Annotated in this window: 20 protein-coding genes and 1 tRNA gene; 9 read left to right on the top strand and 12 right to left on the bottom strand. The window is 49.1% G+C overall.

Annotated features, from left to right (window positions below; genetic code table 11):
* Positions 1 to 46: 46 nt before the first annotated feature.
* On the bottom strand, positions 47 to 1,429 hold the full coding sequence (gene gmuD / locus OGV93_RS09035; RefSeq protein WP_287109522.1) for a 6-phospho-beta-glucosidase GmuD: 1,383 nt from the start codon (positions 1,427 to 1,429) through the stop codon (positions 47 to 49).
* 92 nt (positions 1,430 to 1,521) lie between these two features.
* Positions 1,522 to 1,815, bottom strand: a complete 294-nt coding sequence (locus OGV93_RS09030) for a YicS family protein (RefSeq protein WP_019078023.1) — start codon at positions 1,813 to 1,815, stop codon at positions 1,522 to 1,524.
* Positions 1,816 to 1,945: 130 nt separating this feature from the next.
* Here OGV93_RS09030 and OGV93_RS09025 point away from each other — a divergent pair, with 130 nt between their 5' ends.
* A complete protein-coding gene (locus tag OGV93_RS09025; RefSeq protein WP_016155037.1) occupies positions 1,946 to 2,362 on the top strand; it encodes a GNAT family N-acetyltransferase in 417 nt (138 codons plus the stop codon).
* Positions 2,363 to 2,533: 171 nt separating this feature from the next.
* Positions 2,534 to 3,352, top strand: coding sequence for a lipoprotein NlpA (gene nlpA / locus OGV93_RS09020; RefSeq protein ID WP_016157795.1), 819 nt, complete (start codon positions 2,534 to 2,536; stop codon positions 3,350 to 3,352).
* A 28-nt stretch (positions 3,353 to 3,380) separates the two neighbouring features.
* Here the strand turns inward: nlpA and OGV93_RS09015 are convergent, their stop codons facing one another.
* From OGV93_RS09015 to OGV93_RS09005, 3 genes are all read right to left on the bottom strand, one after another.
* Complete coding sequence (locus OGV93_RS09015) at positions 3,381 to 4,283, bottom strand: carboxylate/amino acid/amine transporter (protein ID WP_016157794.1); 903 nt, start codon at positions 4,281 to 4,283, stop codon at positions 3,381 to 3,383.
* 118 nt (positions 4,284 to 4,401) lie between these two features.
* Positions 4,402 to 4,707: a putative quinol monooxygenase gene (locus tag OGV93_RS09010; RefSeq protein ID WP_103928766.1), complete on the bottom strand. Its 306-nt coding sequence runs from the start codon at positions 4,705 to 4,707 to the stop codon at positions 4,402 to 4,404.
* A 1-nt stretch (position 4,708) separates the two neighbouring features.
* A complete protein-coding gene (locus OGV93_RS09005) occupies positions 4,709 to 5,716 on the bottom strand; it encodes a zinc-binding alcohol dehydrogenase family protein (RefSeq protein WP_016155033.1) in 1,008 nt (335 codons plus the stop codon).
* Between the two features lie 110 nt (positions 5,717 to 5,826).
* Between OGV93_RS09005 and OGV93_RS09000 the strand changes: the two genes are divergently transcribed.
* The gene (locus OGV93_RS09000) at positions 5,827 to 6,729 is read left to right on the top strand and encodes a LysR family transcriptional regulator (RefSeq protein ID WP_103928765.1); all 903 of its coding nucleotides are present in this window, start codon (positions 5,827 to 5,829) and stop codon (positions 6,727 to 6,729) included.
* Positions 6,730 to 6,765: 36 nt separating this feature from the next.
* Here the strand turns inward: OGV93_RS09000 and OGV93_RS08995 are convergent, their stop codons facing one another.
* The 3 genes from OGV93_RS08995 to OGV93_RS08985 form a co-directional block, all read right to left on the bottom strand.
* On the bottom strand, positions 6,766 to 8,262 hold the full coding sequence (locus OGV93_RS08995) for a C69 family dipeptidase (protein WP_047498724.1): 1,497 nt from the start codon (positions 8,260 to 8,262) through the stop codon (positions 6,766 to 6,768).
* Between the two features lie 343 nt (positions 8,263 to 8,605).
* Positions 8,606 to 9,070 (bottom strand): hypothetical protein, encoded by a 465-nt coding sequence (locus tag OGV93_RS08990; protein WP_016155024.1) that lies wholly within the window; start codon positions 9,068 to 9,070, stop codon positions 8,606 to 8,608.
* Positions 9,067 to 9,840, bottom strand: a complete 774-nt coding sequence (locus OGV93_RS08985; protein WP_103928764.1) for a winged helix-turn-helix domain-containing protein — start codon at positions 9,838 to 9,840, stop codon at positions 9,067 to 9,069. The genes OGV93_RS08990 and OGV93_RS08985 overlap by 4 nt, the downstream gene beginning before the upstream one ends.
* A 577-nt stretch (positions 9,841 to 10,417) precedes the next feature.
* Between OGV93_RS08985 and OGV93_RS08980 the strand changes: the two genes are divergently transcribed.
* On the top strand, positions 10,418 to 11,035 hold the full coding sequence (locus OGV93_RS08980) for a helix-turn-helix transcriptional regulator (RefSeq protein WP_287109521.1): 618 nt from the start codon (positions 10,418 to 10,420) through the stop codon (positions 11,033 to 11,035).
* A gap of 75 nt (positions 11,036 to 11,110) precedes the next feature.
* Positions 11,111 to 13,945: an intestinal colonization autotransporter adhesin MisL gene (gene misL / locus OGV93_RS08975; RefSeq protein ID WP_287109520.1), complete on the top strand. Its 2,835-nt coding sequence runs from the start codon at positions 11,111 to 11,113 to the stop codon at positions 13,943 to 13,945.
* Positions 13,946 to 14,081: 136 nt separating this feature from the next.
* Here misL and OGV93_RS08970 read toward each other — a convergent pair whose 3' ends face one another.
* Entirely contained in the window at positions 14,082 to 14,372 is a 291-nt protein-coding gene (locus OGV93_RS08970) for a SymE family type I addiction module toxin (RefSeq protein WP_046276004.1), read from the bottom strand.
* A gap of 128 nt (positions 14,373 to 14,500) precedes the next feature.
* On the opposite strand from OGV93_RS08970, the gene OGV93_RS08965 reads away from it, so the two are divergent.
* Positions 14,501 to 14,674, top strand: coding sequence for a YlcI/YnfO family protein (locus OGV93_RS08965; RefSeq protein ID WP_287109519.1), 174 nt, complete (start codon positions 14,501 to 14,503; stop codon positions 14,672 to 14,674).
* A gap of 2 nt (positions 14,675 to 14,676) precedes the next feature.
* On the opposite strand, the gene OGV93_RS08960 is transcribed toward OGV93_RS08965, so the two are convergent.
* From OGV93_RS08960 to OGV93_RS08950, 3 genes are all read right to left on the bottom strand, one after another.
* Positions 14,677 to 15,369 carry a nucleotidyltransferase domain-containing protein gene (locus OGV93_RS08960; RefSeq protein WP_287109518.1) on the bottom strand — a complete coding sequence of 231 codons (693 nt, stop codon included), beginning with the start codon at positions 15,367 to 15,369 and terminating at the stop codon, positions 14,677 to 14,679.
* Positions 15,366 to 16,544 (bottom strand): pentapeptide repeat-containing protein, encoded by a 1,179-nt coding sequence (locus OGV93_RS08955; protein ID WP_287109517.1) that lies wholly within the window; start codon positions 16,542 to 16,544, stop codon positions 15,366 to 15,368. The genes OGV93_RS08960 and OGV93_RS08955 overlap by 4 nt, the downstream gene beginning before the upstream one ends.
* A 68-nt stretch (positions 16,545 to 16,612) precedes the next feature.
* A tRNA-Sec gene (locus OGV93_RS08950) sits at positions 16,613 to 16,707 on the bottom strand.
* 290 nt (positions 16,708 to 16,997) lie between these two features.
* Here OGV93_RS08950 and OGV93_RS08945 point away from each other — a divergent pair.
* The 3 genes from OGV93_RS08945 to OGV93_RS08935 all read left to right on the top strand — a co-directional run bounded on the left by OGV93_RS08945 (position 16,998) and on the right by OGV93_RS08935 (position 22,709).
* Positions 16,998 to 18,380, top strand: a complete 1,383-nt coding sequence (locus OGV93_RS08945) for a glycoside-pentoside-hexuronide family transporter (protein ID WP_287109516.1) — start codon at positions 16,998 to 17,000, stop codon at positions 18,378 to 18,380.
* 10 nt (positions 18,381 to 18,390) lie between these two features.
* Positions 18,391 to 20,709, top strand: a complete 2,319-nt coding sequence (yicI, locus tag OGV93_RS08940; RefSeq protein WP_155574565.1) for an alpha-xylosidase — start codon at positions 18,391 to 18,393, stop codon at positions 20,707 to 20,709.
* A 446-nt stretch (positions 20,710 to 21,155) separates the two neighbouring features.
* On the top strand, positions 21,156 to 22,709 hold the full coding sequence (locus tag OGV93_RS08935; RefSeq protein ID WP_101700449.1) for a BglG family transcription antiterminator: 1,554 nt from the start codon (positions 21,156 to 21,158) through the stop codon (positions 22,707 to 22,709).
* The last annotated feature ends 20 nt before the right edge of the window (positions 22,710 to 22,729 follow it).

The following is a 22,729-nucleotide window of genomic DNA, read 5'->3' as shown; positions in this document are numbered from 1 at the left end:
CTGATGGCGCGCAGCTTTCAGGCAACACCGCTATCTGACGACTGAATCAATCAAAACCCTTGTTTTCGGCGGTATGGGCAAACCATTCGCCGCTTTTCTTCACCGTACGTTTTTGCGTATCTAAATCTAACTGGACAAAACCGTAGCGGTTTTTATATCCGTTGAGCCAGGACCAGTTATCAATAAAGGTCCACATATGGTAGCCAAGACAATTACACCCTTCGCTAATGCCTTTATGTAGCCATTTAAGATGCGCGGAAACAAATTCAATACGGTAGCTGTCGTTGATTTGGTCCTGCTGAATAAAACGTTGCTCATTTTCGACTCCCATGCCGTTTTCAGAAATAAAACAGCGTGGGTTGCCGTAGTTATCACGCAGATTAGTAATAATATCGTAAATACCTGGCTCGTAAATTTCCCAGCCACGGTAAGGGTTCATTTTACGCCCCGGCATTTCGTAATAATCAAACAGCCACTCCGGCATAAACGGCGCGTCAGGATTGACGGCAGTATCACGACATTTCACGCGGCGTGGCTGATAATAATTAATACCGAGCAGGTCGATTTTGCCATCGGCGATGAGCTGACTGTCGCCTGGCTGACATGCTGGGAGTTGATCGTACTCTTTTAGCAGATCTATCAGATCCGCCGGATATTCACCTTTTAGCACCGGGTCAAGGAAGCTGCGGTTAAACAGCAGATCCGCATGGTGCGCAGCTTTTACATCCGCTGGGTGTTGTGAGCGCGGATAAGAGGGCGTTAAATTCAGGATCACACCGATTTCACCGTCATAACTTCCGGCGTGGTACGCGCGTACCGCCGTGGAATGCGCCAGTACGGTGTGATACGCCACGGTGGCCGCGCGTTTGAAATCCACCACGTTAGGGTAATGGAAGTCATACAGATAGCCGCCTTCTACCGGGACAATCGGTTCGTTAAAGGTGAACCAGTGCTTCACCCGATTGCCGAACAAGGTAAAACAGGTTTGTGCGTAGCGACCAAACGCCTCAACCACATCACGGTTTTCCCAGCCACCTTTCTCCTGCATCACCATCGGCATATCGAAGTGGAACAGGGTGATAAATGGCGTAATGCCTTGCGCCAGCAGCTCATCGATGACGTTGTTATAGAAATCAACTGCCTGCGGGTTGACGTCGCCAGTACCGTCCGGGATCAGTCGTGACCAACTGATTGAAGTGCGGAAGCTGTTGTGCTTCAGCTGTTTGAGCAGTGCGATGTCCTGTTTCCAGTGCTGATAAAAGGTCGAGGTGTTCGCCGGGCCAACCCCCTGATGGAAACGCCCAGGCTGGCGGTCGAACCACACGTCCCATGTCGTCTGGCTTTTGCCGCCGTTCAGACTATCCCCTTCGGTTTGCAGCGCCGAGCAGGCACTGCCCCACCAAAAGTTTTCGGGAAAACGGTATCGCATTATCTTGCTCCTTGATGTGTTTCATTTCCCTACACAATAGGCGATTTTGCAAAACAGAAACCGGTTACAGCACTCGTTTTTCAATGCGATAGTTACAAATCCGGGCACTCAACTTTGCCCAGCGCTTCCCAGTAGTTGTTCTGATTGTTTCTTTGTATTGCCAGAATGGCTTCGCGGATGTGTTGCTGATTACGGGTATCAGCCATAATCGTTTTTTCCCACACCTCATCCGATGGCGACCCCTGCGGGGTACAAATCTTGCGTAAATCCTTCAATACGGTGTTTTTTTCATGAACGGACTGTAGAGAGCCATAAGCCGAATCGGCCTGCGCCAAACCCGGCAGCATGAAAAGGATGGCAATAAGCGGTAAAACGGCTTGTTTCATGATAATAATCCTTGTTGTCGATGCGCATCATCTCAAGAGTAAGTGTAGACGGCATGCGCCTCACTCATCAGCCTGTGTTAATTTCTAAAAAGAAAATCAGCCAGAAGTTTTAGTTTTTCAGGAGGATAGGATGCAAATACAGATTACAGATACCATTACTGAAGACGATCAAAATGCTCTGCTTGTTGGATTGCGCGCCTACAATCGCCAGTTCCTGAGGACCACCAATTTTGGCGACCTGGCGGTGTACTGGCGCGATGAGCACAATGAAATACTGGGCGGGCTGATCGGTAAAATCAAAGGCGAATGGCTGTGTATTGATTTCCTGTGGATGCATGACTCGCTGCGTAAAGGCGGTTACGGCACAAAGTTGATGCAGGCCGCTGAACAGACGGCGCGTGAGAGAGGATGCCTGCATGCGCTGGTGGACACGATGAGTTTCCAGGCGCTGCCGTTTTATCAGAAAAACGGCTATCAGTTGCAAATGACCCTCGATAACTTTCCAGAAACCGGTTCCGCGCGCCATTATTTGTCGAAAACGTTTTGATGACCGGAAGGACTGCAAAAGGGATGACCTAACGGCACATTCCGACTCATTTTCCTTTTCGCATTATGCTTTTTTCTTCTTGCTGATGCTTTTTCGTTTTTTAAACCGCAGCGGCCTTCCCGCTATAGTCATTTCATTACTCATCAGGCGGTTATTGCAAAAGGATAAAACGTGAAACTGAAAATACCTTATTTCGGGGCTGGGGCGGCGTTATTACTGGCGGGATTATTGCTGGCAGGATGCGATCAGCAGAACAATGATGCAAAGCATATTAAAGTGGGCGTGATTAACGGTGCAGAGCAGGATGTGGCGGAAGTCGCGAAGAAAGTCGCTAAAGAAAAATATGGCCTGGAGGTGGAATTGGTGGGGTTTAGCGGTTCTCTGCTGCCCAACGATGCCACTAATCATGGTGAGCTGGATGCCAACGTCTTCCAGCATCGTCCGTTCCTTGAACAAGATAATAAAGCGCACGGCTATAAGCTAGTAGCGGTGGGCAATACCTTTGTGTTCCCGATGGCGGGTTATTCGAAGAAAATCAAAACCGTTGCTGAACTAAAAGACGGTGCGACGATTGCGATACCTAACGATCCGACCAACCTTGGGCGGGCGCTGTTGCTGCTACAAAAAGAGAAGTTAATCACTCTGAAAGCGGATACCGGCCTGCTGCCAACGGCACTGGATATTACGGATAATCCGCGACATCTGAAAATTATGGAACTGGAAGGGGCGCAGCTACCGCGCGTGCTGGACGATCAAAAAGTGGATGTGGCGATTATCAGTACCACCTACATCCAGCAAACCGGGCTTTCTCCGGTACATGACAGCGTATTTATCGAAGACAAAAATTCACCGTACGTGAACATTCTCGTGGCGCGAGAAGACAATAAAGATGCCGAGAATGTGAAAGAATTCCTGCAATCTTATCAGTCACCGGAAGTGGCGAAGGCGGCAGAAACTATCTTTAACGGCGGCGCAGTTCCGGGCTGGTAATCATCACCCGTTGCCGCGCCGGTTGGGGTTAAACCGCTCTGGCGCGGCGACGTGAGTCCATTGAGATAAGCACTACCGATGAGAGGATCAAAAGCGTACCCAGCCAGTCTGGCAGGGTAAAGGTGATGCCTAACAGCAGCAGGGACAGCAACGCACTGCTCAACGGTTCCGCGCAGCTTAAAATGCTCGCTTTCGGTCCGCCAATCATCTGCGCGCCTTTCAGGTACAGGCTAAACGTGAGCGAAGTACCGATGACCACCAGATAGAAAAACGCCAGAATTAAACTGCCATTCACCACGAAATGAGTTCCCTGCCCGGCATAGAACGGCAGTAGGATCATTCCACCGATTAACATACTCCAGCCGACGACCGGCAACGTGCCGTAGCGCGCGATGAGCGTTGAGGGGTAGGTGGTATAGAACGCGGCGGCAAACGCCGAGGCTATTCCCCAAAACAGCGCGGCAGCTGAGATAGATAACGACGTCGGATTACCGTGGGTGACCAGTAAGAAGGTACCGATGAGTGAGGTGAAGATCGCCGTCAGCACTAAAATCCCCGGCCGCGCTTTGCGCACCACGGAGAACCACGCCACGATAATGGTCGGTGACAAAAATTGCAGCACCGTCGCGGTGGCGGCGTTGGATTTTTCGATGGTCAGCAGGAAGGTTAGCTGTACGGTGAGTGCCCCGACCACGGAAAAAATCAGCAGGCTGATGGCGTCCTTGCGGTTTTTGATAATGGAGAATACGTTGTCGCCGTGAACGAAAGAGAGCATCAGCAGAATGAGCCCCGCGAAAATCAGGCGCGTCATGGTCAGAAACTGCGACGACATCTGGCTTTGCTCCATGATGTACTGCGCGCAAACGCCTGAACTTCCCCATAATACGGCGGCAATCAGGACGTTCATCATCCCTCTTCTGGTGGAACTCATCTTTCCCTCTGCATGTTGTTTTGTTTTATTTGTGTGCAGGCATCATAGCAGAGATAGCGAAGCGAGTGAGACATGACGGGCACAGCCCCCCACACCGCAGGGGGCTTCTGCAGTTATCTTACGGCGTAATCGGCGTCAGATAATCCAGTCGTAGCGGTTCGGCCAGCAGCTCGTTCATTTGTAGAATAAACGTCTGGAAATGGGGCAGGGCGATATGCTCGTCCAGACCGGCCTGACCGCGCCAGGATTCACGAACGTAGAAGACATCCGGTGTGTCGCGCAACTGGAACAGGGCATACTCAATATTGCCCGGCTCCTGGCGCGTGGGCAGCAGCAGAGCCTGCAGCGCCTGTTTTAGTGCGTCGATTTTCCCCGATCTGGCTTTCAGTACCGCAATAATTGAAATCACCTCTGAATCAGACATGTTAAAACCCCTCCAGCACAATCTTGCCCACTGAACGACCGGTTTCAATTTGCGCGTGCGCTTTTTGCAGATTCGCCGCGTTGATTGCGCCAAAATGCTCGCCCAGCGTGGTGCGAATGGTGTTGTCATCGATCAACTGTGCCACGCGGGTTAATAGCTGATGCTGCGCAATGATGTCGTGGGTGGTAAACATCGAACGGGTAAACATAAATTCCCAGTGCAGCGAAATGCTTTTGGCCTTCAGTGGACGTGCATCGAGGGTTTGCGGATCGTCAATCAGCGCCAGTTTGCCCTGCGGCGCCAGGGCGGCAATAATTTGCGGGTAGTGCTGCTCGGTATTGTTCAGGCTGGCAACGTGTGTCACCTCTTTAATGCCTATCCGAGCCAGCTCTTCCATCAGCGGCTTGCTGTGGTCAATCACATGATGAGCGCCTGCTTCACGTACCCATTTCTGGCTCTGTGGACGTGAAGCGGTACCGATGACAGTCATTTTGGTCAGCTTACTGGCCAGTTGCGTCAGGATAGAACCGACGCCGCCAGCAGCGCCAACAATCAATAACACATCATTTTCATTGCCATTTTCCTCAACGCCCAGACGGTCGAACAGCATTTCCCAGGCGGTGATGGCGGTCAGCGGCAGTGCCGCAGCAGAAGCGTTGTCCAGCGATTGCGGCTTCAGCGCGGTAATACGTTCATCAACCAGCTGAAATTCACTGTTACTGCCAGCACGACCCAGCGCACCGGCGTACCAGACTTCATCGCCAGGAGCGAACAGGGTGACTGCTTCACCCACGGACTTCACCACGCCAACGGCGTCCCAACCCAGCACGCGGGGCACATCAGCGTTAAAACCTTCGCGGACCTTGGTATCAACGGGATTGACGGAAATGGCCTTCACTTCAACCAGCAGATCGTGCCCGGAGGCGACGGGCATGGGCAGGTCAATCTCTTGTAAAAATTCAATGTTACTGCCGTCGGTTGCGGCGCGGGTAATAGCGATGGCTTTCATAATCTCTCCGGTTAATAAACCTTCTATCTGTTGAATAATTCGATGGTAAACCGGTAGCAGAACGGGAAAAATAGCCCTTCGGCGACAGGACTTATACTCGGGGAGTGAAAATGTTCCGGCTTGAAGATCTCACGTTGTTTGTCCGCGCCGCGGCGCTAAATAGTTTTAGCGATGCCGCACGCGAAGTCGGCGTTCAGCCTGCTCAGGTCAGTTCTGCTATTAAGCGCCTGGAGTCTACGCTGGCTATCCGCTTGTTCGCCCGCTCCACGCGCAGTCTGCGCCTGACGCCGGAAGGTGAGGTCTGGCTACCCTATGCCCGCCAGATGCTGGACGTGATGCATGCCGGACTGCAAAAAATTCAGACCCCGGAAGATGAAGTTTCAGGCACGCTGCAAATCGCCGTACCTTCCGATCTCGGTCGGAACCTACTGCTGCCGGTCTTTCAGTCGTTTCGACGCCGCTATCCCGCGCTGCGCCTGCGGATTTTTTTCTCCGACCAGGTGACGGATGTCTTTAAAGACCCCGTCGATGTTGCGTTTCGCTATGGCAACACCGAAGACGCATCTTACATTGCGCTGCCTGTCGCATCGGGCAACCGACGCGTGCTGGTGGCATCACCGGAATGGGTTGTGCAAAACGGCGCGCCGCAAACTCCGGATGATTTAACACAGCTCAACGCCATGACCTTCGTCTTACGCGGACGCCTGCACGATCGCTGGACGTTTACGCATAACGGCGAGGTTAGCAGTGTGCAGGTTAACGGCACCATTATGAGCGACGATGCTGAAGTAATCCGACGGCTGGCGATTGCCGGAGAAGGCATCGCGTATAAGTCGTGGCTGGATGTCAGCGAGGATGTGCGTGATGGACGATTGCAGCTACTGATGCCTGATTACCTGGGCGAGAAAGCCCCGCTGAATATGATTTGCCCACATCGTAAGCAGCTTTCAACGGCGGTCCGTCTGCTGCATGACGCCGTGAAGGCGCGGTGTGACACGTTGACGCAAAGCTAATAAGTACTTTGCGCCAGCATGTCATCGTGCCGTTACTCAGTCTTTTTTCGCAGCGTTTGCAAAGAAGATATCAGACTGAATGTCTTTAGTGCGGATGGTAAACAGCTGATTAGTCAGATCTTCCGTCAGCTTCTCGGCATCGGCCATGATGCGCAGGTTGAAGTCATTCAGCATCTTATCTGCGGCAGGTTTATCGGTTTTCGCCATCTTCAGATATTTTGCTTCGACCTCTTTTTGCTCCTTCGCCACTTTATCTTCCCATGCTTTGTAGGCTTTTTTGACGATTGGCGCGAGCTTCGGATAATCGGTCATCGTCAGCGTCTGTAACTTACGGTATTTCCAGTAAATGGACTGATCGTCCGCTTTATCGGTACCCATCGTATAGTTTGCCGGATATGCTTTCAGGCCGCTGTAGTACGGAACAAACGCGGTGAGGTCGGCCATACCCAGACCAATGTAGGTCGTTTCACCAATCTCTTTTGGCAACCACGGACGGACCTGCATCACGTGCGCTTCATAGGTGCGGAAGACGCTAACCGGACGCCATGGCTCTTTGCCGTTCAGACCGTTGGTGTACGGGTCATGGCTGGTGCCTTCGTAATGGTTACGCAGCACGGCCTTCACATCATCCAGCGTCATCTTCTTCTCTGGCGTCATGAAAACCGGGAATTCGCGCCCTTTGGCCATATCCTGATTTACGGAAGGATTGAACTCTTTCTGGATGGTCCATACGCGAGGATCGTTATACGTGCGGTCACGCTCATCATCACGGGTATAGGCTTTGGAGAAGTTGAATTTGCCATCTTTTGCCGGTTCGTAGAGACCTTTTTCGGTCGCAAATTGAATCAGGTTTTTTGACGCCATCATGTCCGGGTTTTTAGGGTCGTAATCCTGTAAGCGGCCCTGATTACCAGTGGCAAAATACTGGTTATTCGGCAGGCGCTGCGCCATCCACTGGTGACCGCTGCCGGTTTCCAGGTACCAGATTTCGTTATCGTCGACGACGGCCACGCCAAAACCTTCCCCTGCGCCGACGGTCTCAACGATATGACCCAGTAACGCCACGGCTTCACGCGCGGTTTTGCTCTGGGACAACAGAATATCCGGGATATCATCTTCGGTGATCCCTTTATCTTCAACGTAGGGGTCGGCAGCCAGCGCTTTTGCTGAGGCAAAAATAGATTCTGTACCGCTCACGCCAACGCCCAATTCGTTAAATCCGGTCGCGCCGTGCAGTTGGGTTTTCCAGTTTGGAACGGTGGTATAACGCAGAGAGTTTTTGGGTAGCGGCCAGGTAAAGTCATTCGCGCCATTATGTGCTTTGGTGCTGTATATCCCGGTCTGATTCTGCTTGGCCGGATGAATGACAAAATGCTGCGCTTTCAGGGCATCGCTGTCAGCGCTACGGGCTACCAGCATGGAACCGTCCGCTGATGCTTCATTACCGACCAATAGGGTCGTACAAGCAAAACCTGATGAAACAACGGCCAAATTTATAGAAAGTGCAATCAGGCACTTTTTAAAAGTAAACATTACGTATCCCTCATATGTACGCCAAAAATACACCGGAAACACACCGTTTCCTGAAATGCGATAACGCCTGAACGCTCAGACATTGCTCGCGAGAGAGATAAACGCCCCTGTCCACGTCTTCTCCAAATATCCATCCGTAGGTTGAAGTCTTCTGGGCAAAATAAAACGCCCATTTCGCTTAATTATTGCGCAATGGATATCGTGGTATTCAGGATGTTTCCTGATTCGGGATGAAGAATAGCAATGGGATATGAGTGGATTCAGTGACCCATGTCGCGTAAGTCGATGATGGCAAATATGAATTCTATTGAAGGGGGCGTGCTTTTTGTATCCGGATATGACGTTACCTTTTGCGGCAATACAGTGAGGGGACATTTGAGCTGGCAAAAATCCATGCGCCCTTATACTCCTCCATAACCAGGCTCAGGTTTCGCCCGCTTTGACGGTAAAATCCGGGTAATGTGTTGTTAATATCAGCTTCATCGGCGCTATCAGCGAAGGTTTTGACCACCTGCATTGCCTGTAGCACTCGGGCTTCGTGCTGCCGGGTATAACTGAAATAGATGTTCCTGCTAATGTCTGAGGTATTACGTCCGTACAGTTTTCCGGTAATGGTCGCTAGCCCTGCATCTTTGTACATCCGAAATGAAACCGTACCTGCAAAGCGGTTGCTGCCAATATTCCATTCGACATTTCCAACGCAATTTAGCTGCTTTTCGGCATAGCGTGAATGCCATAGCCATCCGCCTGAGCCGAGCAATGTCGCCACGCCGATTACGATTAAAATAAGGTGGTGTATTTTTTTCATTGCCCGCGCATCCAGTAATAATGGGTAGTACAAAACGCGTACGCATCTACCCGTGCATCTTTATCACAAACAAATGCCACGATCCTCTCCGCTTTACGGTAGCCAGAAAGGAAAACATGCTTGTTGTTTTCACAGAGAGAAGGGTGCAGTTGCATCAGATTGAAATAATTTTCCTGATCGTGATCATTCAGTGAGTAATAAATTTTACAGTTTTGCCGAGATGGGACCTGCATAGAAACAGAAATGAATTTACTAAACGGCATAACAGGACGTGTCTGATACCACACCAGCCAGATAATCAAAGTGGCAATAACGATGCCAGCGCTAAATATAATATTCCACCAGGGGACCCGCGTCGTTTGTTGTGCCGCGGGAGGAATTATCTTTGGGGGCGCGTATTCCTCTATTAGCGGTGACTGGAAAACTTCACTCTGAAGATGCGTTATCGCCTCTACCTGCGTATTTCCATTTAATCTGAGTCCGCGTCGTGAAATAGTTTTCACCGTATCACGTGGCAGACCCACATCCGCCAGCGCGTTACGTAGCGTCAGAATAGCCTGGTAAAATGTGTTGGTTGTGGTCACATTATTTCTCTCACCCCAACCCACTTTTATCAATGTGTTCTGCGTAACAATGTCACTTGCGTGAGTAATTAAATAGAGAAAGCAAAGCGAAGCTGGGAGCTGAAGTTGTATTGCGCGCCCGGTCTGACGATTGACCAGACTTTTGCTGTCAGGATTAAATTCGACCAACTGATTGATAAGGTACAATTGCCCAGCCCTCAGTAACTATAACGTATCACCGCGTGTGCCTACACATACCTTAAATTTTACATCCAAATCGTGAATATGCCTCACTCTTTGTACGTGATCGAAGATAAGAATTTCACTTAAGGATTAAAAATACTTTAAATACAACGTGTTACGTGTGTAAATTCTTAGGTGAGTATTAACTAATGTTAAATAATGAGAATTCATTACAGTTTTATCTGAATTCTCATTATATTTATCAACAGCACTTCAAGGGGGATTGAGTTATCAGGATTGTGTAATTAATAAGAGCCCCTTTCATTGGTTAATTTTTAGCAAATAGTGCTTTTTTAATTTTTATTCTGGGATTTGGATTTATGCATAAAATTCCTAATACCCAGACTGTTATTCTGAGATAAAGCAGAAAAAAGCTTAGCGCAATCGCATTACTTATAGCCTATACATAATAACATATCAGGAGTTTATTACATTTTTTAGGTGTCACTGTTATTAACTGACAAGGAATGTCACACGTGTCGGATTGACACATTTATTTACCAATGAAATATTTATGGAAAAATAACAGGAGTCATTTTTGATGAAGAGATCACCATCACAGAGTGTTCGTTGCATAAGCTGTGAATTATCCTGTCAATTATTTCCGGATACTGTGGTACGCGCCAGCTACTGTCACCGAGCCACTTTTGCGATCTGGCCAGAGGGAAATAGTTTTCTGCAAAAAGGAATTATTGAAAAACTTCTCCTTAATAATCAAAATCATTTGTCGCGTGGGTTTATTTTTGTGGACTTTTCCTTCCCAAACCTGCGCCTGTTCGCCGATCCGCAATGGGTTGACCGGCTGGCCTACAGCGGTATGTATATTGTGTTGATAGCGGACAGGAATCTCGCGCCGTTAGCCAACTACTGGCTGTCGAAAAGCAATAAAATACAAGGGGTTATATATTCCGATGATGATGATGAAGTTCAGCATCAGAAAATTCGCCGATTATTTACCGGCCACCTTGCGAACAGTAAACGCGGACGCTCACTCAACTATACAGAAATGATATTACTGAAGCGGTTTGTGTCAGGGAAAAGTATTCAGCAAATTACCAAAATAGATAATATAGATATTAAGAAAATATATGTCTACAAGCTCAGGCTTGAAGATAAATTAGGCCATAGCATTCATCAAATACTGTCGAATATTTTATAACGCATTTTTGATTTTTACTATTTTCACATCTTTGCGATGTGGTGGACGCCCTACGCCCGAAAGCAGGAGGCTATTATGAGAAAACCTAAGCATTACTCACGCATTGCGATAGCGGTATCAACCGCGTTAACGTCAATGGTATTTTCAACCCACGCGGCTTGGATTGATATTGATAGTCTTCCTGCCAGTGGAATGGTGAGCAGTCTTTCGCCGGAGTTGCAGGCTTTATTTCCTGCACAGACGAATGACAGTTTCAAAAAAAACAGCGAAACGCCGAATTATGTTTATCAGTGGAGTGCCGGTACCATTCCCGTTTATGGTCATGGATTAACGCTGAATGGGCCAGGAGGAGAAGCCTTCGAACACACCATTACCGTTATTCAGAACAGCGCGACGGGTAGCCCGGGCGTTATTTTCGGTGACGACCTTACGATTCGCACACAGTCAAAGAATGCCGCTAATAATGGTAAAGATGTTGACGGTATCCGCACGCACGGGGCTAATACGCCGGATAATCCAGTCTTTATTATCACCGGGGATCGCACCAGTATTTATGTGGACGGCCAGGATGGTGATGGTATTAACGCCGGATACAACGTCATCGGTCAGGGTGGGATAGGCTCAGCAAACATCTACGTCGGCGACGATCTGTATATTCAAACCACCGGTAACCAGGGACGTGGCATCACCGCCAACGCGTTTAGAGACGCAACGCTTGCCAAAAATACGATTATTGTCGGCGATCGTGCCCACATTGTGACTACCGGTAACAGCTCAGAGGGAATCCGCTCCGGACAGAGCGGGTCCTCAATCCGCCTTGGCAATGACGCCACCATCGAGACATCGGGCACTTCCTCAATAGGGGTCTACGCCGCCTCATCTTCCAAAACGGAACTGGGCAATAACGCCACTATTTCGGTGAGCGGAGCCAGCGCCCATGCGGTCTATTCCTATAATGCGACGGTGAATCTGGGTGATAATGCGACGATTCGTGTTAACAGCATCGATAAAGTTTACTCATTCAGCAAGGCCCCACGCGGCCTGTATGCGATTTCACGCGGCACGGTAAATCTCGGTGGCGGCGCTACTATTGCTATGGCGGGCAATCACAGCAATGAAAGCTATGCCATCAGTACAGAAACGGGCGGCATCGTCGACGGTTCTGCTGGCGGGCGTTTCCTTATCGACGGCGATCTTCACGCCGCCGGTGCTACTGCCGCAAACAACACCCAGCCGCAGCAAAACAGTACCATCAAACTCAATATGACTGACAACTCGTTGTGGAGTGGGGCGTCATACGTCACCAGCGCCACTGCCGGGACGGGGGTTATCTCGCTGCAAATGAGCGATGCGACCTGGAACATGACCAACAGCTCAACGCTCACTGACCTGACGCTGAACGGCGGGTCAGTGGTGAACTTTGGGCATGCTGACGGCGAACCGTGGCAGACGCTTACTATCAATGAAGATTTTACCGGCAACGGCGGAAAACTCGTTTTCAATACCGTCCTGAATGACGATGCCTCCGAAACCGACAAGCTGAAAGTGCTCGGCAACACCGCGGGTAACGCGTTTGTGGCGGTGAACAATATTGGCGGAACCGGGGCGCAAACCGTTGAGGGAATTGAGATCATCGAAGTGGCCGGTAATTCTGACGGTACTTTTGAGAAAGCGGGCCGTATTGTTGCCGGTGCGTACGACTATAACGTGGTGCAAAAGGGCAGCAACTGGTATCTGACCAGCTTTATTCCTGCTCCGCCGGATCCGGAAGAGCCGGACCCTGTCGATCCGGACCCGGTTGACCCTATTGACCCTGGTCCTGTTGACCCGGACCCGGTTGACCCTATTGATCCTGGTCCTGTTGACCCAGACCCGGTCGATCCTGTCGACCCGATTATCCCTGAGCCGGAAGAACCTGTTGCGCCCCCTGTCACTGAGCAGCAGTACCGCCCGGAAGCAGGCAGTTATCTGGCGAACAACTACGCTGCTAACACGCTGTTCATAACCCGACTCCACGATCGTCTGGGGGAAACGCAGTACGTCGATATGCTGACGGGCGAGAAAAAAGTCACCAGTCTGTGGATGCGTAACGTCGGGGCACATACCCGCTTCAAAGACGGTAGCGGGCAGTTGAAAACCCAAAGCAACAGCTATGTCTTGCAGTTAGGCGGTGACCTGGCGCAGTGGAGCAGCAACGGCCTCGACCGCTGGCACCTCGGCGCGATGGCTGGTTATGCCAACAGCCAGAACCGCACGCAGTCCAGTCTGACCGGCTACCATTCACGTGGTCAGGTCACTGGTTACAGCGTGGGACTGTACGGCACCTGGTATGCTAATGACGCTGACAAGACCGGCACTTATGTAGACACCTGGATGCTGTACAACTGGTTTGATAACAAGGTGATGGGCCAGGAGCAGGCGACGGAGAAATATAAATCCAGCGGGATCACCGCTTCTGTTGAAGCCGGTTACAGCTTCAAACTGGGTGAAAACGAGCGCAACAGCTATTGGCTGCAACCGAAAGCTCAGATGGTGTGGATGGACGTGCAGGCCGACAGCCACCGTGAAGCGAACGGTACCCGCGTGAAGGACAACACCGATGGCAACCTGATGACCCGTCTGGGGGTAAAAGCCTTTATCAACGGTCACAACGCCATCGACGACAATAAATCTCGTGAGTTCCAGCCGTTTGTTGAAGCCAACTGGATCCACAACACGCAGACGACTCGCGTGAAGATGGATGATGTGAGCAACGACATGCGTGGCACCAAGAACATTGGCGAGCTGAAAGTCGGTGTTGAAGGTCAAATCACTCCGCGCCTCAACGTGTGGAGCAACGTGGCCCAGCAGGTTGGTGACAAAGGCTACAGCGATACTCGCGGTATGCTGGGCGTGAAATATAACTTCTGACGTAGTTGCAGGTAATGGAAAAGCCGCTGATTAATGGGTCAGCGGCTTTATTTTTTGTGGGGGGAGGCCGGATAAGCGTTAGCGCCATCCGGCACCTGGTAAACCTGTAATTAACGCTTACAGGTTCAGTTATACGTTACTGGAGAGTCGCCAGCGTGCTCTCAATTCTTTTTAACTTCTGATTTGCTTCTTGCAGCTCATTCTGCAACCGTTGTTCCTGCTCGCCATAGACCATCAGGACGATACAGCCATTCATCACTTTTACGGTAATCTGTTGACCGGTATCAAACCCCGCTTCGCGTAGCCACTTGCCGGAAAGAATAATTTTGGGTGTAGATTTGTCGAAAACATTAGGGCGGTATCCCACAATTACCGAACGCTCGGTTCCGGATTGGTCGGTGTCTGGGGTAGAATGCGAATCAGCCATAATCAACTCCTTGATAGTTGGTGAGGTTAGACGCCCTTTGGTGTGACAGCACTATTGGGCGTTGCTTGATTTTAGATTCCGTGTGGTAGGTACCACATGTGTGTAAATTAACCTAGGTGGTACCTACCATGCAAGTGAAAAAGAAGCCAAATTTTGACCGAACTAAAAGTACCATGAAGAACATCCGCTTTGAGGATGAACTTCTGGAGCAGATAGAGAAGGCTGCCGGGAAAGGGAATTTTAGTAAGTGGGTAAAAGCGGCGTGTAAATCACGTCTAGCTTTAGAAAAAATGATTGAGTAGACTTATTCATAATGACTGGGGGTGCTGTTCAAAATTGCATCTAAGGTGGAATGAACAATTCCATCTGAGTAAAAATTCTTTTTATTTAACTCCTTCTCAAGGAATTTATATTTATTGAGGAAGTAGGAAAGAAAGCTTAAAATCTCATTGTTTTTTGTGTTGAATTTTTTGGCATCAATTAAAAGCATTGTACTATTATTCTCAAAACCAATCTCAATTAACTTAGTCGATAGCTCTGTCTTCGAATATATGGGGTTTCTTTGTTCTGCACTTAAAGCAATCAAAATTGTGCGTACACACCAAGATATTCTTTTGTTAGCTATTATCCAGTTCGAAATATCAGAACTATTTTTGATTATTTTTTGAGCTAAGTAGTATGCAACTGCAGCTTCGCTGAGATAACTTTCTTTAAATCTAAAACTGTTTCTTAACTCATTAAAAAAATGGTCGTTAAATAAACACTTTCCTTCGCTAACAATATGTAAGAAGAAGAGATCTCCTTGTCTGCACATTTCTAAAGATTTGTCTGTGGAATAGAATGAAAAATTCACTTTTCCAATATTTCGTACAGTGAATTTTTGTTTGTCATCAATGCCTAGTAAATCAATGTCAGAGTCAATTGTATTGTCGCCTCGAGAGTGACTCCCGAAAAGAATAAGGCTTTTGAGATTTTCATTATATTGGTTAAATATCATACTCTGGCCACGCTAATTTTGTTAATTAATGTTGGAAGACTAACGCCATACCAAAATAAACCAAGAATCATATTTGATAACAGTAATAACTGGTTCCCTGATGAATCGCTGGCAACAGAATATTTTGTATAACCTGCAAGGAAGGTAATATCTAAGCTTTTTATCATGCTTTTATAGATAGTATCAACCAATAAACCAGTTCCATTAAGTGAGCTATAAACTTGTATGAAGTAAGTTATTGAAAAAATTAAAAAAATGAAACCACCGAAAAACATACATCTTAGTAAGTTACTACCCCAGCCATTGATCATTCCAAATGAATTTAACATTCCTTTTTCTAATGGGAAAAAAAATGATCTACTTTTTTTATAACAATAAAATAAAAAACTTTTGCAGCTTTTTGATTTTTTTGCATCAGTTAAATATTTACTGGCGGATAGCTTAATTTTAGATTCTCTCTCCTTCAGTCTTAATTTGAACAGGGTTTTTGTAGCATCATAATAAATATCATCATCACCAATGATAGAAACAGAGTTGAGAATGTTTCTCGCTAATTTTACTTGTGAAAGACTCATCCTATAAACCTGATCTTCTTTATGAAGTCCATGTTCTTCGCAATATTTATTGGTTGCGTATTCATAAGAATTAAATAATAAGCTCCCTGAGCGTAGAATACTATTGTTAAAACTGGTTTTCCCTCCTGAAAAAGAAATTTTCTTAAATTTACATCCTTCATTGAAAGTGCATTCATTAAACTTTGCTAACGAAAATGAACTTTCTCTAAAATCACAGTCTTCGAATGTTACATCATGTAACACAGAATATCCAAAGTAAACTTTCTTAAAAATGCATTTTCTAAAAGTTATTTTTTGCCCTTTATTATTTCCTTTAAAATCACAAGTTTCAAAAGTTGCGTTCTCAATTTTAATACGAGTGGTATTGGGTTTATCTGGGTCATTCTGTTTAGGAATATCAAAATCAATAACATAGTTCTTCAAATGATCGCTGTTATTTCTTTTTTTATTTACTTCGCTGATCAAAAGAGGTAAAAAAAGTGAAAGATCGATACTTTTATCAAAAGTGGATTCCCAAAAGCACTTATGTCTGTGATCGTCAACATAAGGAGGATTCTGAGGTTTATTGTCTACGGCTTGCATTACATGTGATGTAGTCATTTTCGGTTTTATATGAATAAGATGAGTAAATACTATCTAAAATATAAACAACAATCACTTTTAAATTTTGGCGGAAGATCACAGGAGTCGAACCTGCCCGGGAACGCTGGCGTCCCCAACTGGATTTGAAGTCCAGCCACCTCACCGGAGATGACGATCTTCCGCGCCTCGATTGCTACATGGAGGCGGGGCGCATTATAGCTACTTCCAAACGTTTCCACACCCCCTCACTCACTTTTTTAACTTCCGTTTCTCTATACCATGACCAGTTTCAAATAAATCCCCGCAAAATCCATTACTTACACTTAGACACATTTTTAGACGCTACGCTGATCACAGAAAACAAGAATCGTAATTTGATAACGAGATATCGGAATACCCGCGCTCACAGGGATGGTTTACAAGAACTGTAACCGGTATCAGGGCGTGTGAAAGTGCTAACAAGGATGCGTAATGAAAAGTGAAATTCTGTCTGTTAAAGAGAAGATTGGCTACGGAATGGGCGATGCGGCTAGCCACATTATCTTCGATAATGTCATGTTATATATGATGTTCTTCTATACCGATATTTTTGGTATCCCAGCCGGATTTGTCGGCACCATGTTCTTACTGGCCCGCGCGCTGGATGCCATCTCAGACCCTTGCATGGGGCTGCTGGCCGACCGTACCCGTTCGCGCTGGGGGAAATTCCGCCCATGGGTGCTGTTCGGCGCACTGCCGTTTGGTCTGGTTTGCGTGCTGGCCTACAGCACGCCGGATCTCAGCCTGAACGGCAAAATGATTTATGCCGCAATCACCTACACGCTGCTGACCCTGCTTTATACCGTGGTCAATATTCCCTACTGCGCGCTGGGCGGCGTGATCACTAATGACCCAACGCAGCGTATCTCCCTGCAATCATGGCGCTTTGTGCTGGCGACGGCGGGCGGCATGCTCTCCACCGTGCTGATGATGCCGTTGGTGAATCTGATTGGTGGCGAGGATAAAGCGTTCGGCTTTCAAGGTGGGATTGCGGTGCTCTCCGTGGTGGCGTTCCTGATGCTGGCGTTCTGCTTCTTCACTACCAAAGAACGCGTGGAAGCGCCGCCGAGCACCACCTCTATGCGTGAAGACCTGCGCGACATCTGGCAAAACGACCAATGGCGCATCGTCGGCCTGCTGACCATCCTCAATATTCTGGCCGTCTGCGTTCGTGGCGGGGCGATGATGTATTACGTCACCTGGATTTTGGGTAAGCCGGAGGTGTTTGTCGCCTTTCTCACCGCCTATTGCGTCGGCAACCTGATCGGCTCTGCGCTGGCAAAACCGCTGACCGACTGGAAATGCAAAGTCAGCGTCTTCTGGTGGACCAACGCTGCGCTGGCGGTAGCGAGCCTGGCGATGTTCTTTGTGCCGATGCACGCCAGCATCACCATGTTTATCTTTATTTTTGTCATTGGTGTACTGCACCAGCTCGTTACGCCAATCCAGTGGGTAATGATGTCCGATACCGTTGATTACGGCGAATGGTGCAACGGTAAACGCCTGACGGGGATCAGCTTTGCGGGCACGTTGTTCGTGCTCAAGCTGGGTCTGGCGCTCGGTGGGGCGCTGATCGGCTGGATGCTGGCGGGCGGTGGCTACGACGCCGCAGCGAAAACCCAGAACATCGCCACCATTAGCATCATCATCGCCCTGTTCACCATTGTCCCGGCGATTTGTTACCTGCTGAGTGCCGTGATTGCCAAACGCTTCTATACCCTGAAAACGCCGTATCTGACGGAAATTATGAGTCAGTTGGCTCAGGGCGCGCGCCGCAACCAGCAGGATTTCACGACGAAAGAATTACAGAACTAAGGAACTGACGATGAAAATTAGCGATGGTAACTGGCTGACCCAACCTGGCCTGAATTTAATACACCCAATTCAGGTGTTCGACGTTGAACAGCAGGGTAATGAGATGATTGTCTACGTTGCGCCGCGCGACGTGCGTGAACGTACCTGGCAACTGGATACCCCACTCTTCACCTTACGCTTTTTCTCGCCGCAGGAAGGCGTGGTGGGCGTACGTATGGAGCACTTCCAGGGCGCGCTGGATACCGGCCCGCATTACCCGCTGAACGTGTTGCAGGACGTCAATGTTGAGATGCGAAACACCGCTGAATTTGCCGAACTGAAGAGCGGCAATCTGAGCGTTCGGGTGACCAAAGGTGAGTTCTGGTCGCTGGATTTCCTGCGTAATGGTGAACGTATTACCGGCAGTCAGCTAAAGAATAGCGGTTACGTGCAGGATACCCACAGCGGGCGTAACTATATGTTTGAGCGTCTGGATTTGGGCGTGGGGGAAACGGTGTACGGGCTGGGCGAGCGTTTTACCGCGTTGGTACGTAACGGTCAGACGGTGGAAACCTGGAACCGCGATGGCGGTACCAGTACCGAGCAGTCTTACAAGAACATCCCGTTTTATCTCACCAACCGCGGCTACGGCGTGCTGGTGAACCATCCGCAGTGCGTGTCGTTTGAAATCGGCTCTGAGAAAGTGTCGAAAGTGCAGTTCAGCGTTGAAAGCGAGTATCTGGAATATTTCGTCATCGACGGCCCAACGCCGAAGGCGGTGCTGGATCGCTATACCCGCTTTACCGGCCGTCCGGCGTTGCCGCCAGCCTGGTCGTTCGGTCTGTGGCTGACCACATCGTTCACCACCAATTACGACGAAGCGACGGTGAACAGCTTTATCGACGGTATGGCCGAGCGCAATCTGCCGCTGCACGTCTTTCACTTCGACTGTTTCTGGATGAAGGCCTTCCAGTGGTGCGACTTTGAGTGGGACCCGGTGACCTTCCCGGACCCGGAAGGTATGATCCGCCGCCTGAAAGAGAAAGGGCTGAAGGTGTGCGTATGGATAAACCCCTACATCGGTCAGAAATCCCCGCTGTTCAATGAACTGAAAGCGAAAGGGTATCTGCTCAAGCGCCCGGACGGTTCCCTGTGGCAATGGGATAAATGGCAGCCGGGCCTGGCGATTTATGACTTCACTAATCCACAAGCCTGCGAGTGGTATGCCAACAAGCTGAAAGGTCTGGTGGATATCGGCGTAGACTGCTTCAAAACTGACTTTGGCGAACGCATCCCCACAGATGTTCAGTGGTTTGACGGTGCCGATCCGCAGAAGATGCACAACCATTATGCGTACATCTACAACGAACTGGTGTGGAACGTGCTGAAAGAAACCGTCGGTGAAGAAGAGGCTGTCCTGTTTGCTCGTTCGGCTTCGGTGGGCGCGCAGAAGTTTCCGGTGCACTGGGGCGGCGACTGCTACGCCAACTATGAATCGATGGCGGAAAGCCTGCGCGGTGGCTTGTCTATTGGCCTGTCCGGCTTTGGCTTCTGGAGCCACGATATCGGCGGCTTTGAGAATACTGCTCCGGCGCACGTCTACAAGCGCTGGTGTGCGTTTGGGCTGCTCTCCAGCCACAGCCGCCTGCATGGCAGTAAATCCTACCGTGTGCCATGGGCGTACGATGACGAATCCTGCGATGTGGTGCGCTACTTCACCGAACAGAAATGCCGCATGATGCCGTACTTGTATCGTGAAGCAGCGCGCGCTAATGCGCAGGGCACCCCGATGATGCGCGCGATGATGCTGGAGTTCCCGGACGATCCGGCGTGTGATTATCTCGACCGCCAGTACATGCTGGGCGATAGCGTGATGGTCGCGCCGGTGTTTAGCGAGGCGGGCGATGTGCAGTTCTACCTGCCGGAAGGACGCTGGACGCATCTGTGGCGTAATGATGAGGTGGCCGGCAGCCGCTGGCATAAGCAGCAGCATGACTTCCTGAGTCTGCCGGTTTATGTGCGTGACAATACCCTGCTGGCGTTGGGTAGCAATAACCAGAAGCCGGACTACGCCTGGCACGAAGGGACAGCGTTCCAGCTGTTCCATCTGCAGGAGGGGCGGGAAGCGCTCTGTGAAGTTCCGGCTGCTGACGGCTCGGTTATCTTCACGCTGAAGGCGACGCGTGTAGGTAATACCATCACTGTGAAAGGGAATGGTGAGGCACGTAACTGGACGTTGTGCCTGCGAAATATTCAGAAAATTGGCGGCATTAAATGCGGGTCGCATATGGGCAGCGAGCTGGGTGTAGTTATTACTCCACAGGGCAGTGAGCTGACGATTACCTTGTAAGCATGTGTCGACGTGGTGCCGGATGCGTCTTATCCGGCCCACACCGCGAGCAGCGTTCCAGATCTTAAAATCAAAAACATCCCGACTTAAATTTTTACCTCCCCATATTTGCGAGCGCTATCACTCTAATTCCCGCGAAAAATGTGATCTGCGCCGTAAATATCTTACTATTTCCTCTTTTTGTCTTATTTCTGTCCGGAATACAGGACACGATTTAGTATTGTTGGCGCATCGTAGTCCTCTTATATTTATCATCACGGATTACACGTGGAGCATAAATGCTTCTTTATTACCTAAATAATTCGAGTTGCAGGAAGGCGGCGATGCAGCGAATCCCCTGAGCGTACATAAGTACGTGACAGGGGTGAGCGAGGAAAGCCAACGCACATGCAGCTTGAAGTATGACGGGTATAGATATTTAATCTGGTATGTAATAAGGGTAAATAATGCAAATGATTACCTCGCGACAAAACAGATTATTAAAGTTTCTTCTGTCCCGGAAGGAATATGTTACGCTGCTAAAAATTGCCGAATATTTATCTGTTTCAGAGAAAACCGTCCAGCGCGATCTGCGGTTACTGGAACAATGGTTATCGGAATGGAAAATATCCATCGATAAACGTGCCGGTGCGGGCGTGATATTAAGTGCCGATAACATTACTGACCTTTTATATCTGGATCAGTTATTAGGGTCGGAGGGTGATGATGCTGACGGCATGATGAATAATTCACGGCGGGTTAAGATAGCCTCGCAATTATTAAGTGAAACGCCGCATGAAACATCGATCAATAAATTATCCGAACGTTATTTTATTAGTAGTGCATCGATTGTTAACGATCTGAAAGTGATTGAATCGTGGATTACCCCGCTGGGCCTGTCGCTGATTCGCAGCCAGAGCGGCACACACATTGAAGGCAGCGAGAGCGGGGTGCGCCAGGCGATGGCGTCGCTGATTAACGGTGTGATTAACCATAATGAACCTGGAAGCGTGATTTATTCACGACTTGATCCGGGCAGTTATAAAGCGTTAGTGCATTACTTTGGCGAAGAAGACGTTTTATTTGTCCAGACGCTGTTGCAGGAAATGGAGAACGATCTGTGCTGGTCGCTGGGCGAGCCTTATTACGTCAATATCTTTACTCATATTCTGATCATGATGTACCGCATTACGCGGGGCAATGCGCTACCGAGAAAAGAAGAAAGCATCACGTCATGTGATGAGAACATCTTTTCCATTGCCAGTCGCATGATTCAGCATATCGAAAAACGCATTGCCCATCCGCTGCCGGAAGACGAAGTCTGGTTTATTTATCAATATATTATCTCCTCCGGTATGGTGATTGAAGAGCATAACGATGTGAGCGTAATTGGCCATATGCACTCCAGCGACGAAGCACGCTTGATTACCCATCGGCTGATTGCCACCTTCGCCGAAATGGTTGACTGCGATCTTAGCCAGGACACTGCGCTGTATGACGGATTGCTGATCCATATTAAGCCGCTGATTAACCGCCTGAACTACCAGATCCGCATTCGTAATCCGCTGCTGGAGGACATTAAAGGCGAGTTGCAGGACGTCTGGCGTCTGACTCAGTGCGCGGTGAATCGGGTGTTTAGCGGCTGGGGCGAGCGGGCCGTGTCGGATGATGAGGTGGGATATTTAACCGTGCATTTTCAGGCCGCGATGGAGCGTCAGATAGCGCGTAAACGTGTGCTGCTGGTCTGCTCAACCGGTATCGGCACCTCTCACTTACTCAAAAGCCGCATTCTGCGCGCCTTTCCGGACTGGACCATCGTCGGCGTGGTGTCGGCAGGCAGCTTGCCCTCCGTCCTGACGGACGATATTGAACTGGTGGTATCGACGATCAATTTACCTGCCGTTGCCATACCGGTCGTGTATGTCACCGCCTTCTTCAATGATGCGGATATTAAGCGGGTAACAGAAACGGTTATTACGGAAAAATTACATCGGGCGACGTCGCTGGTCGTTGAAAATTAATGTCTGAACTCCATGAGGTA

This window comes from Citrobacter sp. Cb031 (assembly GCF_030336725.1).
GTDB lineage: Bacteria > Pseudomonadota > Gammaproteobacteria > Enterobacterales > Enterobacteriaceae > Citrobacter > Citrobacter braakii.
Note: the sequence above shows the minus strand (reverse complement) of the source record. Positions and strands in the feature narration are given on the sequence as shown.

What these genes read in the sequence shown, in the direction of transcription:
- gmuD (WP_287109522.1), bottom strand. Translation starts at nt 1,429, where the DNA reads ATGCGATACCGTTTTCCCGAAAACTTTTGGTGGGGCAGTGCCTGCTCG.
- OGV93_RS09030 (WP_019078023.1), bottom strand. Translation starts at nt 1,815, where the DNA reads ATGAAACAAGCCGTTTTACCGCTTATTGCCATCCTTTTCATGCTGCCG.
- OGV93_RS09025 (WP_016155037.1), top strand. Translation starts at nt 1,946, where the DNA reads ATGCAAATACAGATTACAGATACCATTACTGAAGACGATCAAAATGCT.
- OGV93_RS09015 (WP_016157794.1), bottom strand. Translation starts at nt 4,283, where the DNA reads ATGAGTTCCACCAGAAGAGGGATGATGAACGTCCTGATTGCCGCCGTA.
- OGV93_RS09010 (WP_103928766.1), bottom strand. Translation starts at nt 4,707, where the DNA reads ATGTCTGATTCAGAGGTGATTTCAATTATTGCGGTACTGAAAGCCAGA.
- OGV93_RS09005 (WP_016155033.1), bottom strand. Translation starts at nt 5,716, where the DNA reads ATGAAAGCCATCGCTATTACCCGCGCCGCAACCGACGGCAGTAACATT.
- OGV93_RS09000 (WP_103928765.1), top strand. Translation starts at nt 5,827, where the DNA reads ATGTTCCGGCTTGAAGATCTCACGTTGTTTGTCCGCGCCGCGGCGCTA.
- OGV93_RS08995 (WP_047498724.1), bottom strand. Translation starts at nt 8,262, where the DNA reads ATGTTTACTTTTAAAAAGTGCCTGATTGCACTTTCTATAAATTTGGCC.
- OGV93_RS08990 (WP_016155024.1), bottom strand. Translation starts at nt 9,070, where the DNA reads ATGAAAAAAATACACCACCTTATTTTAATCGTAATCGGCGTGGCGACA.
- OGV93_RS08980 (WP_287109521.1), top strand. Translation starts at nt 10,418, where the DNA reads ATGAAGAGATCACCATCACAGAGTGTTCGTTGCATAAGCTGTGAATTA.
- misL (WP_287109520.1), top strand. Translation starts at nt 11,111, where the DNA reads ATGAGAAAACCTAAGCATTACTCACGCATTGCGATAGCGGTATCAACC.
- OGV93_RS08970 (WP_046276004.1), bottom strand. Translation starts at nt 14,372, where the DNA reads ATGGCTGATTCGCATTCTACCCCAGACACCGACCAATCCGGAACCGAG.
- OGV93_RS08965 (WP_287109519.1), top strand. Translation starts at nt 14,501, where the DNA reads ATGCAAGTGAAAAAGAAGCCAAATTTTGACCGAACTAAAAGTACCATG.
- OGV93_RS08960 (WP_287109518.1), bottom strand. Translation starts at nt 15,369, where the DNA reads ATGATATTTAACCAATATAATGAAAATCTCAAAAGCCTTATTCTTTTC.
- OGV93_RS08955 (WP_287109517.1), bottom strand. Translation starts at nt 16,544, where the DNA reads ATGACTACATCACATGTAATGCAAGCCGTAGACAATAAACCTCAGAAT.
- OGV93_RS08945 (WP_287109516.1), top strand. Translation starts at nt 16,998, where the DNA reads ATGAAAAGTGAAATTCTGTCTGTTAAAGAGAAGATTGGCTACGGAATG.
- yicI (WP_155574565.1), top strand. Translation starts at nt 18,391, where the DNA reads ATGAAAATTAGCGATGGTAACTGGCTGACCCAACCTGGCCTGAATTTA.
- OGV93_RS08935 (WP_101700449.1), top strand. Translation starts at nt 21,156, where the DNA reads ATGCAAATGATTACCTCGCGACAAAACAGATTATTAAAGTTTCTTCTG.